The following is a 12458-nucleotide window of genomic DNA, read 5'->3' on the forward strand; positions in this document are numbered from 1 at the left end:
GCACAGCGGAGCGCGGCGCTATGCCGTGCGTGCCAGCACCAGCGCGCGCACTTCGGCTGCTCCGGCCTGCTTGAGTCGCAGAGCCGCCGTCTGCAATGTGGCTCCGGTGGTCATCACGTCGTCGACGAGCAGCACGCAGCGTCCCTTGATTTCAGCAGTTTTCAGTGGATCGACGGCAAACGAGGCCCGCAGATTGCGCAATCGCTGTGCGCGCGTGAGCTGGCTCTGCGCGGGTGTGTGCAGCACGCGCAGTAGCAGATCGGTGCGGATTTTTTCGGTGGCACCGAGACGACGCGCCAGCAGCAGCGCCTGATTGAAGCCACGTTCGGCCAGGCGTTCGCGTGAGAGCGGGATCGGCAGCACGAGATCGGCTTCGTGAATGAACGGACTGGCCAGCGGGGCGCGCCGTATGAGTTGCCCCAAGTGCGCCGCCCAGCCGGGATCGCAGGGCGCGAACTTGAATTGCGCGATCAACTCGGCCCAGGGGTAGCGGTAGTCGAGCGCCGCGCCGCAGGCGTCGAGAGCCGGTGGGTGCAGCAGGCAGTCTCCACATTGCGAAACGCCCTCGGCCACCGGCATCGCGCAGGTGCGGCAGCGGTGGCGAAGTGAGGCAAATCGTCCCACGCAAGCCATGCAGATGCGTGCCGCAGGCCAGCCGTGGCAGACCGCGCACTGGCTGGGCAGCAGGCGCTGGAGTGTGCGCAGGACGGAATTCCCTATCGTGCTCGTGATTTGCATGATCTCCCTACAATTCGGCCTTCTCGATGTCTGAACAACAACTCCCCCCCACCATTGATCCGACCGCCGCGCAGCGCTGGCATGCGCGTGCTGTGGATGCTTCGCCCTGGCTGCACGAGGAAATCGCGCGCCGCATGCAGGATCGCCTGCAGTGGATGACCAGCAAGCCCACAAACTGGTGCGACTGGGACCCGCTCAATGGCGGCATCGAGGGCCATGCGCTGGTGCAGCAGCAGTTTGCGCAGGCGACCAGCCAGATCCACGAAACCTCGTCGGCCCAGGGGCGGCAGCGTGTCGAGGAGCTGTTCGGCAAGCCGTGGTGGAGTCTTGGCCGCTGGTCAGGCCCGTCGCAGCAGTTCGGCAAGCCCGAGGATGCCAGCGTGCAGATGCTCTGGTCCAACATGGCCTTGCATGTGGCTGCGAATCCTCAAGCCTTGATCGCGCAGTGGCACAAGGCGCTGGCGGTGGGTGGCTATGTGATGTTTTCCTGTCTCGGCCCGGACACGGTGCGCGAGATCCACAGGCTCTATGCCGATATGGGCTGGCCGGTGCCCGGTCACGCGATGACCGACATGCACGACTGGGGCGACATGCTGGTGCACGCCGGGTTTGCCGAGCCGGTGATGGACATGGAGCGCATCACGCTCACCTTCGCGACGCCCGAGCGGCTGCTGCAGGAATTGCGCGAATTGGGGCGCAATCTGCATCCACAGCGGTTTGGCGCGCTGCGCGGACGCGGTTTCAAGCAGCAGCTCGAAAAAGCGCTGGCAGAACGCTTAACGGATTCTGCACCGGGTGGTCAATTAGCGATTACCTTCGAGATTATTTACGGCCACGCCTTCAAACCCGAACCGCGTGTGCCCGTCGAGGCCAATAGCGCAGTGTCTCTTCAGGACATGCGCGCAATGTTGCGTAAAGGTCGTCAATAAAGACGCAAACCTGAGTGCCGGCCCGACGGTGTCAATGATTTTCATCAAGGCACGCTACAATTCTTGTTGATTGCGGATTCGGAACTTTTTGCCGGTGGGTCGTTCATCGACGGTGCACCGCGTATATCTTGATGGTAGTCAAGATATGAATTGCCGTATGTCAGCTCGACTCAGGACTAACGCGGATTGCGGGAGTTTTGTGCGCTAGGCATGCTGTGGATATTCGAAAAGTTTCAGCGGGATTAATCGAATTAATCCGGCGATGGATTGCGGAGACAACAGGCTGCAGGATCAGCCTGGATTTGATGGAAACCGGGTTCATGTGGACTCCGGATTGTTGGGTCGGCTGAATTCCGTTTTCGGGGAGGCTCGCCGGATGGTCTGGTCAGTGGAATTCGCATGGCTTTGTCGATGGTCTGACCCACGAAGACGACACGACACGGCAGGGATTGGTCAAATTGAGGCTTAGAAGTAAGTGAGAACTATGAAGAGCATTTCCAATAAGCTGGCTTCTATGTTGCTGGTGACCGGAGCATGGATGGGCACAGCAGCCCATGCGGTTCAGGATCTTCCCGGTGGACCGGCAGTCAAACAGCTCAATCTTGCGCCACCTGTTACGCGCATTGCCGAAGAGCAGCATTTCCTGCACTGGATGATGTTGATCATCTGCACGGTGATCTTCATCGCCGTGTTTGCCGTGATGTTCTATTCCATCTGGAAGCATCGCAAATCCAAAGGCGCGAAGGCCGCGAATTTCCATGAGTCCGTCACCGTCGAGGTGGTCTGGACGATTGTTCCCTTCATCATCGTGATCCTGATGGCGCTGCCCGCCACCAAGGTGCTGGTCGCGCAGAAAGACACGACCAACGCCGACCTCACGGTGAAGGCCACCGGCTACCAGTGGAAGTGGGGCTACGACTACCTCTCCGGTGAAGGCGAGGGCTTGTCGTACATCTCCACGCTCGACACCGCCCAGCGCCAGATGTCCAACAGCGGCGACGTGAGCCAGGCGCCCAACGACTACCTGTTCAAGGTGGACAACCCGCTGGTCGTGCCTGTCAACAAGAAGGTGCGCGTGATCACCACCGCCAACGACGTGATCCACGCGTTCATGGTGCCGGCCTTCGGCATCAAGCAGGATGCGATCCCCGGCTTCGTGCGCGACACCTGGTTCCGTGCAGAAAAAGTGGGCGACTACTACGGTCAGTGCGCCGAGCTGTGCGGCAAGGAACACGCCTACATGCCGATCCACGTGAAGGTGCTGTCCGCAGAGGACTACTCCAAGTGGGTCGCCGAAGAAAAGAAGAAGGCCGAAGCCAAGAAGGACGACCCGAGCAAGGTCTGGGCGCTGACCGATCTGGTCACTCGTGGCGAGAAGGTCTATGCCGCCAACTGCGCGGCCTGCCACCAGGCCAACGGCAAGGGCGCTGGCCCGATCAAGGCGCTGGACGGCAGCCCTGTGGTGCTCGGCCCCACGGCCGACATGATGCACGCCGTGCTCGAAGGCCGCGCCAACGGTGCGATGCCTGCATGGAAGCAGTTGAGCGACACCGATCTGGCCGCCGTGGTCACGTTCGCCAAGAACCACTGGAGCAACAAGACCGGCACCATGGTGCAGCCCGCCGACTTTGTCGCGGCACGTGGTGGCAAGTTCCCGGCAGGTGGTGGCGCGGCTGCTCCTGCTGCGGCAGCGCCTGCGGCCGACGCGGCCCCGGCTGCTGCTGCACCGGTCGCTGCGGCGTCTGCCAACGGCCCTTTCCAGATCTTCTTTGAAACTGGCAAGAGCGAACTTGGCCCTGAAGCACAAGCCGAAGCCAAGCGCGCAGCCGACTACTGGGGCGCGCACAAGGATGGCAAGATCGTTCTGTCCGGCTTTGTCGATTCGACCGGCAGCGCCGACGTGAATGCAGAGCTCGCCAAGAAGCGTGCTCAGGCCGTGGCCAAGGTGCTGACGGACAGCGGTGTGGGCGCCGATCGCATCGAGCTGCGCAAGCCCGAGACAGTGACCGCAGGTGCAGGCGACGACCGTCAGGCGCGCCGTGTCGACATCATTGCTGCGCAATGAGTCCAGCTACGAAGACCGAACGGAGATAAAAGACAATGAGCGCAGTACTGGACAACCACGGCCACGGTCACGATCACGGTCATGACGATCACCTCCACGGCGCGCCGCACGGCTGGCGTCGCTGGGTGTTTGCCACCAATCACAAAGACATCGGCACGCTGTATCTGCTGTTTTCGTTCACCATGCTGATGGTGGGCGGCATTCTGGCGCTGCTGATCCGCGCAGAACTGTTCGAACCCGGCCTGCAATTGGTCAATCCGGAGCTGTTCAACCAGCTCACCACCATGCACGGTCTGATCATGGTGTTCGGCGCGATCATGCCGGCCTTCGTGGGCTTCGCGAACTGGATGATTCCGCTGCAGATCGGCGCATCCGACATGGCCTTCGCCCGCATGAACAACTTCAGCTTCTGGCTGCTGATTCCTGCGGCCGCAATGCTGGTCGGCTCGTTCTTCATGCCCGGCGGCGCACCTGCTGCGGGCTGGACGCTGTACGCACCGCTCACGCTGCAGATGGGCCCATCGATGGACGCCGGCATCTTCGCGATGCACATCATGGGCGCTTCGTCCATCATGGGCGCGATCAACATCATCGTGACCATCCTGAACATGCGCGCTCCCGGCATGACGCTGATGAAGATGCCGATGTTCGTGTGGACCTGGCTGATCACCGCCTACCTGCTGATCGCCGTGATGCCCGTGCTGGCCGGTGCGATCACCATGACGCTGACGGACCGCCACTTCGGCACCAGCTTCTTCAACCCCGCCGGTGGCGGTGACCCGGTGATGTACCAGCACATCTTCTGGTTCTTCGGTCACCCCGAGGTGTACATCATGATCTTGCCGGCCTTCGGCATCGTCAGCCAGATCGTGCCCGCGTTCAGCCGCAAGAAGCTGTTCGGCTACGCATCGATGGTGTACGCCACTTCGTCGATCGCGATTTTGTCGTTCATCGTCTGGGCGCACCACATGTTCACCACCGGCATGCCGGTGACCGGGCAGCTGTTCTTCATGTACGCCACCATGCTGATCTCCGTGCCCACGGCCGTGAAGATCTTCAACTGGGTGGCGACGATGTGGCGCGGCTCGATGACGTTCGAAACGCCGATGCTGTTCAGCGTGGGCTTCATCTTCGTGTTCACGATGGGCGGCTTCACCGGCCTGATCCTGTCGATGGCTCCCATCGACATCCAGCTGCAGGACACCTACTACGTTGTGGCTCACTTCCACTACGTGCTGGTGGCCGGTTCGCTGTTCTCCATGTTCGCTGCCTACTACTACTGGTCTCCGAAGTGGACTGGCGTGATGTATTCCGAAACCCGTGGCCGCATCCACTTCTGGGGCTCGTTGATCACCTTCAACGTCACCTTCTTCCCGATGCACTTCCTGGGTCTGGCGGGCATGCCACGTCGCTATGCCGACTACCCCATGCAGTTCGCCGACTTCAACATGGTCGCGTCGATCGGTGCCTTCGGCTTCGGTCTGATGCAGGTGTACTTCTTCCTGTTCGTCGTGGTTCCCGCCATGCGCGGCAAGGGTGAGAAGGCTCCCGCCAAGCCATGGGAAGCCGCGGAAGGTCTGGAGTGGGAAGTGCCTTCGCCAGCACCGTTCCACACCTTCGAGACACCGCCCAAGCTGGACGCTACCGCGACACGCGTGATCGGCTAAGCAGACAAGAAAACAGGAGACATCGACACCATGGCCACGCAGGAACAGAAGAAAGCAAACGCACGACTCGGATGGATTCTGCTGTCGATTGCCGTGGCGTTCTTCATCGGTTTCATGGTGAAGATGACCTGGCTGCACTGAGCGGGATGACGCGATGAGCATGCGAAGCGAAAACCTCAAGATGGTGGGCAAGCTGGCCGTGATCACGGTCGGCATGTTCGCCTTCGGCTACGTGCTCATCCCCATCTACAAGCACATCTGCGAGCTCACCGGCATCAACATTCTTTCGCTCTCCGAGCGCCAGGTTCCCGGCAACGGAACGGCTGGCAAGGACGTGAAGGTGCCCAAGAATTCGCAGGTCGACTACAGCCGCACGATCACCGTGGAGTTCGATGCGAACGCGCGTGGCCCCTGGCAGTTCAAGCCTGCCAAGAGTTCGATCAAGGTGCATCCGGGCGAACTCGCCTCGGTGATGTACGAGTTCGAGAACGTGCAGGACCGACGCATGGCCGCGCAGGCGATTCCCAGCTACGCACCCCGTCAGGCGACCGCGTTCTTCAACAAGCTCGAATGCTTCTGCTTCAACCAGTACACGCTGGAGCCCGGTGAGAAGCGCGATTGGCCCGTGACCTTCGTGATCGACCCGCGACTGTCCAAGGACGTCACGACGATCACGCTGTCCTATACCTTCTTCGAAGTGGGCGGCAAGACGCCCGCAGCGCCGGAATCGACCGCTGCTGTGGTCGCCACGCCTGCAGCGGCAGGAGGTCGTTCATGAGCAAGGGGGCAGGTGCCATGGCCAAAGATCAGGAGCCGATGAACAGCAACGACAAGCCGCACGAGCGCAAGGGCTCGCTGCTGCGCACGGTGCGCGCAGTGGCTTGGTCGATGATTGGATTGCGCAAGGGCTCCGAGTACCAGAAGGACATAGAAAAGCTCAACCCGATCCACATCATCGTGGTGGGACTGATCGGGCTGTTCCTGCTGGTGGGTGGCCTGATAGCGCTGGTGAACTGGATAGTCTGAGAAAACGAATAAGCAAGCAAACCAACAACCGACAACAGAGAATTCGAGAGATACAGGAGCAGCAAATGAGTGCAACAACCCACGGCACCACGCCTTATTACTACGTTCCGGCGGACTCGCGTCATCCGGTGATGTCGGCGATTGGTCTGTTTCTGGTGATTCTGGGCGCAAGCCAATGGATCAACGGCCACGAATGGGGCAAGTATTCGGTCATCGTCGGCCTGATCTGGTGGTGGGTCGTTCTGTGGCAATGGTTTGGCGACGCGCGTCGCGAAAGCAACGGCGGGCTCTACAGCGAGCGCATCGACATCTCGTATCGCTGGAGCATGAGCTGGTTCATCTTCTCGGAAGTGATGTTCTTCGGCGCGTTCTTCACCGCGTTGTGGTGGGCGCGTGCGCACTCCGTGCCAGCGCTTGGCAGCCTCGACAACTCGCTGCTCTGGCCTGACTTCAAGGCCGTGTGGCCCAGCGTTGCTGCTGGTGTGACCGCTGCGCCCGCCGCTCTGGTCGAGCCCTTCCAGACCGTGGGTCCGTTCTGGCTGCCCACCATCAACACCGCGCTGCTGCTGACCTCCGGCGTGACGCTGACGATCGCCCACCACGCGCTGCGTGAAAACCATCGCAGCAAGTGCATCAACTACATGTGGATCACGGTGATTCTGGGCTTCATCTTCCTGTGCGTGCAGGGCTATGAGTACTTCCACCTGTATACCGACCTGAACCTCAAACTCAATTCAGGCATTTACGGCTCGACCTTTTACATGCTCACGGGCTTTCACGGCTTTCACGTGTTTGTCGGCATGTTGATGCTGTTCTTCATCACGATTCGTCTGATGAAGGGGGATTTCACCCCGGAGAAGCATTTTGGATTTGAAGGGGCTGCCTGGTATTGGCACTTTGTGGACGTGGTCTGGCTGGGCCTTTACATCCTCGTCTACTGGATGTAATTCCACTGAGACTTTTTGTCTCATCCCTTGGTTTCAAAAGCGCCTGTTTTGGGCGCTTTTGTTTTTGTTCTTGTTATGTTTTACGAAGCCTTATGGCTTCGATTGGCGAATCGTTTTGAGGCGCCAATACAGCCCCTTATCCTTTGTTGCGAAGCCTTGCCGTACGAGAGTACTGTCTGCGGCTTCGCGTCGCGGCTAAGGGGCTGTCTTGGCGTTGTGGTTATCGACTTGGTCGCTCGCTGCGCTTCGTTGATTGTTGGCTTCGCGGATTCGCTTTTGGAACTTGTGGTGTGGTGGCCAGTCAGTCAATTAATTGGCTTTTACGGGTAGTCCTGTGGGGTGGATATAACCCAGTTTCCATGCGATGAGCACGCAGAGAAAGAGCACAATGGACAGCCCTATGCGTGCGGTGAGTGCCCATGCCATGCGTTTGCTGCGTTTGCGGTTGTCGTCGGCGTCTTTCTGGCCGCCGCGCATCATGAAAAAGAGCGCGGAGCCGAGGCTCGCGAGGATGGCCAGAAAGGCTAGGGCGACCAAGAATTTCATGGAGTGCATTATTACGTGAACACCAACGATGTGCGTTCGCTGGGTTGGCGGTTTTGGATCATCACAGTGGCGGCGCTGGTCACCATGGCGGTGACGGCGTCGCTGGGGCGTTGGCAGCTATCGCGTGCGGTGCAGAAGGAAGCGTTGCAATTGGCGATGGACCAGCGCATGGCCGAGCCGCCGCTGTCGGCGGAGCAGTTCGTGTCGCAGTTGAATGCTTTGCCCGCATCCTCGTTGGCCGACGCGCAGAACGATCCGTTGCTGCATCGGCAGGTGCAGTTGTCCGGTCAGTGGGTCGCCGAGAAGACGGTGTATCTCGACAATCGGCAGATGAACGGCAAGCAGGGATTTTTCGTGATGACGCCGCTGCGTCTGTCCGGCCCTGCAGGCGCTGTGGTGATGGTCCAGCGAGGCTGGGCGCCGCGCGATTTCACGGATCGCACCAAGTTGCCAACGCTTCGCACGCCCGCAGGCGAGGTGCAGATTCTGGGCCGTGTGGCGGCGCGTCCGGCGCGGCTTTATGAGTTCGACACATCCGGAAACGTCGCAAGGGATTCCGTGATCCGGCAAAATCTGGACTTGGTCACCTTTGGGGCCGAGACAGGTCTCCCTCTTTTGCCGTTGTCTGTAGTGCAGACTACGGGCAACGCGGACGACGGCCTGCTGCGCGACTGGCCGGCCGTCGATTCCGGTGTCGACAAGCATTACGGTTACGCATTCCAATGGTTTGGGCTTTGCGCCCTGGTGGCAATCCTCTATGTCTGGTTCCAACTCATCCGACGCTTCCTTCGCCCACGCAGCCAGCCGTCCGCCTGAGACGGCAGCGGTGGCCGAAAGCCCGCTCGCGTTCACCGTGCACAGCATGCCGAGCGCAGGCGCAGCCATGGCCGACTCCGAGGTCAAGGCCAAGCAAATGCGCAGTGGTCGCTGGAAGATGCTGTCCGTGCTGCTGATCTGCGCCGCGCCAGTGATCGCGTCGTACTTCACGTACTACGTGGTGCGTCCGGACGGCCGGCGCAATTTCGGCGAGCTGATCCAGCCGCAGCATGCGATGCCCGCGCAGGCCATGGTGACTACGCTGGATGGCAAGACCGAGCCGCTCGACAGCATGAAGGGCCAGTGGCTGCTGGTCAGCGTGGCACCTGCCGCGTGTGATGAGGCATGCCAGAACAACCTGTATCTGCAGCGCCAGTTGCGTGAAAGCCTGGGCAAGGAAAAGGAGCGCCTGGACTGGGTCTGGCTGGTCAGCGATCAAGCTTCGATCCCTGAGGGGATGGCACCGGGTCTGGCGCAGGCCACCGTGGTGCGCGCAGACCAGAGCATGGTCGCGCAATGGCTGCAACCGGCCGCTGGGCAGACGCTGTCCGACCATCTGTATGTGATCGACCCCATGGGTCACTGGATGATGCGTTTCCCCGCCAAGATGGATCGCAAGGCCGGATCGCAGGCCAAGCGCGATCTGGATCGTTTGCTGCGCGCCTCGTCCTCGTGGGACAAGGCGGGACGCGATGAGGAGATTGTGAAGCCATGAGCTTGAACGCGAGCGACATGCAACCGCTCTACGACTTTGCTCCGGTGCTGGAGTTGATGGCATTCGGCTTGGTGATCGCGCTTGCGCCGATCACCTGGGTGTGGCTGCGCAATCGCCACCACACGCCCGTGCGCAAACTGCAGGCGCTGACGGTTCTCACGTTGTTTCTCACGTTCGATCTGGTGCTGTTCGGTGCCTTCACGCGGCTCACGGATTCAGGTCTGGGTTGCCCCGATTGGCCGGGTTGCTACGGCAGCTCCAGCCCGGTCGGCGCGATGGCGGAAATCACCGCCGCGCAGACCGCCATGCCCACCGGCCCGGTCACGCATGGCAAGGCCTGGGTGGAGATGATCCACCGCTATCTGGCCACGACCGTCGGCGTGCTCATCATCGTGCTGACGGTGGGTGCGTGGCGGCAACTCCTGCTCGCTAAAAAGCAGAAAGCGCCAGAGCCCGCGCTGAGCCCGTGGTGGCCCACGTTCACGCTGTTCTGGGTCTGCCTGCAAGGTGCATTCGGCGCGTGGACCGTGACGATGAAACTGTTCCCCGCCATCGTCACCTTGCACCTGATCGGCGGCTCGGTGCTGTTGATTCTGCTGTGCGTGCAGGCCGTGCACAAGACACTGAACACCAAGCATCTGTTGCCCACATCCGTGCCTCGCGGCATTTACATCGGCATGGCGGTGACGGGCTTGCTGGTGATCGTTCAAACGCTGCTCGGCGGTTGGGTGAGCACCAATTACGCCGTGCTCGCCTGCACCACATTTCCCACTTGCCAGGGCAGTTGGTGGCCTGCGATGGACTTCTCGCAAGGCTTCCAGATCTGGCGTGAACTCGGCCTGCTCAAGGACGGCAGCCACATCAGTTTTCAGGCGCTGACGGCGATCCACTACGTGCATCGACTCGCTGCCTACATCGTGCTGGCGGCGTTGATTCTTCTTGCCTGGCGCATGCATCGCGCGCATGTGCTGCGTGATCAGATGCGCTGGTCGGCAGGGCTCACGCTGCTGCAGTTTTTGACAGGTCTGTCGAACGTCGTGCTCGACTGGCCACTGGTTGCCGCCGTGTTGCACACGGGCGGTGCGGCAGCGCTGCTGGTGGTGCTGACCTGGGGCCTGGCTGCCAGCAGACCGGCGGGTGCCACCGCGCTGGCTGCTGCAGCTCCCGCCGCTCGCCCCGACCAGAACAAGGTGCGCACGAGCACCACGAAAGTTTCCGTATGAGCGCCGCTCCATCTCCTTCACCGTCGACGTCTTCTTCTCCAGCCACTGCTGCAGCGCCCAAGCCAGCAACCGCCGCCGCGCACCTGCCTTCGCGCTTTGCGCAGTTCTATGCGCTCACCAAGCCGCGCGTGGTGCAGCTCATCGTGTTCTGCGCCTTCATCGGCATGGTGCTGGCCGTGCCCGGCATGCCGAGTCTGGAGCAATGGGGCCTGATGGCGATTGCCAGTGCAGGCATCTGGCTCGTGGCAGGTGCCGCCGCCGCGTTCAACTGCATCGTGGAGCAGGGCATCGATGCCAAGATGAAGCGTACCGCATGGCGACCCACGGCCAAGGGCGAGTTGTCCAACTCGCAGACGCTGCTGTTCTCGGCCGCTCTGTGCGCCATCGGCTCGGCGATTCTGTACGTGTTCGTGAACCCGCTGACCATGTGGCTGACCTTCGCCACCTTCGTCGGCTATGCGGTGATCTACACCGTGATTCTCAAGCCGCTCACACCACAGAACATCGTGATCGGCGGCGCATCGGGCGCCATGCCGCCCGTGCTCGGCTGGGCCGCGATGACCGACAACGTTGGCCCCGAAGCGCTGATTCTTTTCCTCATCATCTTTCTGTGGACACCGCCGCACTTCTGGGCGCTCGCGCTGTACCGCGTGGAGGACTACCGCAAGTCCGGCCTGCCCATGCTGCCCGTCACGCACGGCAACGAGTTCACGCGCCTGCAGGTGTTCCTCTACACCATCATTCTGTTCGCCGGTTGCCTGATGCCATTCGTCTACGGCATGAGCTCATGGATCTACCTGGCCGCTGCCGTCGTGCTGAGTTTCGGTTTCTGCTGGTACGGCTTCAAGCTGTGGCGCAACTATTCCGACGCGCTTGCGCGCAAGACGTTCCGTTTCTCGTTGATCCACCTGAGCGCGCTGTTTGCGGCGCTGCTGGTCGATCACTATGTGTTGTGATGAATAAGCATCGTGAAGTGAGTTCAGCGTATGTCCCTGCCTTTCAATAACAACAAACGTGAAGCCCTGAAGCGCATCGCCCTGTGGGGCGCAACGGCCGCATCCGTCGCAGTCCTGGCCGCCTGCTCGCCATCGGCCAAGGCTCCCAAGTTCAACGGCATCGATGTGACCGGCGCGGAATACGCCAAGGACTTTCCGCTGCCCGACCAGGACGGCAAGACACGCAGCATCAAGGACTTCGCAGGCAAGGTCGTCGTCGTGTTCTTCGGCTACACCCAATGCCCCGACGTGTGCCCCACGACGATGAGCGAACTCGCCGAAGTCAAGCGCTCGCTGGGCGCAGACGGAGAGCGCCTGCAAGGCATCTTCATCACCGTCGACCCCGAACGCGACAAGCCCGAAATTCTCAAGGCTTACATGGCGAATTTCGATCCCACGTTCGTCGGTTTGACCGGCACGCCCGAGCAACTGGCAGCCGTCGCCAAGGACTTCAAGATCTACTACAAGAAGGTCGATGGGAAGACTCCTACCAGCTACACCATGGATCACTCGGCGGGCAGCTACATCTACGACCCCAAGGGGAATCTGCGCGTGTACACCCGCTACGGCAGCGGAGCCCAAGCCCTTCAATCTGACGTCAAAGCTTTGCTTTCTCAGTGATTTTGTTGTTGGTTGATCGCTCGTTTTTTGAGGCGCCAATACAGCCCCTCATGCGTTGTTGTGGAAGCCTTGCCGTATAGGGATACTGTCTGCGGCTTCACGCCTAGCCTGAGGGGCTGTCTTGGCGTTGTGGTGCTGGATCGAGTGCCCGCTTCGCTTCGCAGGCCCGC

The 12458-nt window shown here is 60.9% G+C and carries 14 protein-coding genes; 12 read left to right on the forward strand and 2 right to left on the reverse strand.

From position 1 onward, the window contains the following. Positions 1-18: 18 nt before the first annotated feature. The gene (locus tag G7048_RS15925) at positions 19-738 is read right to left on the reverse strand and encodes a ComF family protein (RefSeq protein ID WP_166069081.1); all 720 of its coding nucleotides are present in this window, start codon (positions 736-738) and stop codon (positions 19-21) included. Between the two features lie 26 nt (positions 739-764). Between G7048_RS15925 and G7048_RS15930 the strand changes: the two genes are divergently transcribed. From G7048_RS15930 to G7048_RS15955, 7 genes are all read left to right on the forward strand, one after another. Continuing rightward, positions 765-1667 (forward strand): class I SAM-dependent methyltransferase, encoded by a 903-nt coding sequence (locus G7048_RS15930; protein ID WP_166069082.1) that lies wholly within the window; start codon positions 765-767, stop codon positions 1665-1667. Between the two features lie 484 nt (positions 1668-2151). Further along, positions 2152-3732: a cytochrome c oxidase subunit II gene (gene coxB, locus G7048_RS15935; RefSeq protein ID WP_166069083.1), complete on the forward strand. Its 1581-nt coding sequence runs from the start codon at positions 2152-2154 to the stop codon at positions 3730-3732. A 35-nt stretch (positions 3733-3767) separates the two neighbouring features. Beyond that, positions 3768-5399, forward strand: a complete 1632-nt coding sequence (gene ctaD / locus G7048_RS15940) for a cytochrome c oxidase subunit I (protein WP_166069084.1) — start codon at positions 3768-3770, stop codon at positions 5397-5399. Between the two features lie 30 nt (positions 5400-5429). Further along, positions 5430-5540 carry a cytochrome oxidase small assembly protein gene (locus G7048_RS28500; RefSeq protein ID WP_240932998.1) on the forward strand — a complete coding sequence of 37 codons (111 nt, stop codon included), beginning with the start codon at positions 5430-5432 and terminating at the stop codon, positions 5538-5540. 13 nt (positions 5541-5553) lie between these two features. Then, a complete protein-coding gene (locus G7048_RS15945; protein ID WP_166069085.1) occupies positions 5554-6177 on the forward strand; it encodes a cytochrome c oxidase assembly protein in 624 nt (207 codons plus the stop codon). Positions 6178-6215: 38 nt separating this feature from the next. After that, entirely contained in the window at positions 6216-6425 is a 210-nt protein-coding gene (locus G7048_RS15950; protein WP_166070999.1) for a DUF2970 domain-containing protein, read from the forward strand. A gap of 65 nt (positions 6426-6490) precedes the next feature. Next, positions 6491-7372, forward strand: coding sequence for a cytochrome c oxidase subunit 3 (locus tag G7048_RS15955; protein ID WP_166069086.1), 882 nt, complete (start codon positions 6491-6493; stop codon positions 7370-7372). Between the two features lie 309 nt (positions 7373-7681). Here G7048_RS15955 and G7048_RS15960 read toward each other — a convergent pair whose 3' ends face one another. Beyond that, complete coding sequence (locus G7048_RS15960) at positions 7682-7918, reverse strand: twin transmembrane helix small protein (RefSeq protein WP_205750280.1); 237 nt, start codon at positions 7916-7918, stop codon at positions 7682-7684. A gap of 15 nt (positions 7919-7933) precedes the next feature. Between G7048_RS15960 and G7048_RS15965 the strand changes: the two genes are divergently transcribed. Genes G7048_RS15965 through G7048_RS15985 form a run of 5 tightly spaced genes read left to right on the forward strand, consistent with a single transcriptional unit; the run spans position 7934 to position 12288 of the window. Continuing rightward, on the forward strand, positions 7934-8734 hold the full coding sequence (locus G7048_RS15965; RefSeq protein WP_371747548.1) for an SURF1 family protein: 801 nt from the start codon (positions 7934-7936) through the stop codon (positions 8732-8734). Further along, entirely contained in the window at positions 8676-9449 is a 774-nt protein-coding gene (locus tag G7048_RS15970) for a hypothetical protein (RefSeq protein ID WP_166069088.1), read from the forward strand. Before G7048_RS15965 ends, G7048_RS15970 begins: the two co-directional genes overlap by 59 nt. After that, entirely contained in the window at positions 9446-10672 is a 1227-nt protein-coding gene (locus tag G7048_RS15975) for a heme A synthase (protein WP_240932999.1), read from the forward strand. The genes G7048_RS15970 and G7048_RS15975 overlap by 4 nt, the downstream gene beginning before the upstream one ends. Next, a complete protein-coding gene (gene cyoE / locus G7048_RS15980; protein ID WP_166069089.1) occupies positions 10669-11628 on the forward strand; it encodes a heme o synthase in 960 nt (319 codons plus the stop codon). Before G7048_RS15975 ends, cyoE begins: the two co-directional genes overlap by 4 nt. A gap of 30 nt (positions 11629-11658) precedes the next feature. After that, positions 11659-12288: an SCO family protein gene (locus tag G7048_RS15985; protein ID WP_166069090.1), complete on the forward strand. Its 630-nt coding sequence runs from the start codon at positions 11659-11661 to the stop codon at positions 12286-12288. Positions 12289-12458 lie beyond the last annotated feature (170 nt).

This window comes from Diaphorobacter sp. HDW4B (assembly GCF_011305535.1).
Taxonomy (GTDB): domain Bacteria; phylum Pseudomonadota; class Gammaproteobacteria; order Burkholderiales; family Burkholderiaceae_C; genus Diaphorobacter_A.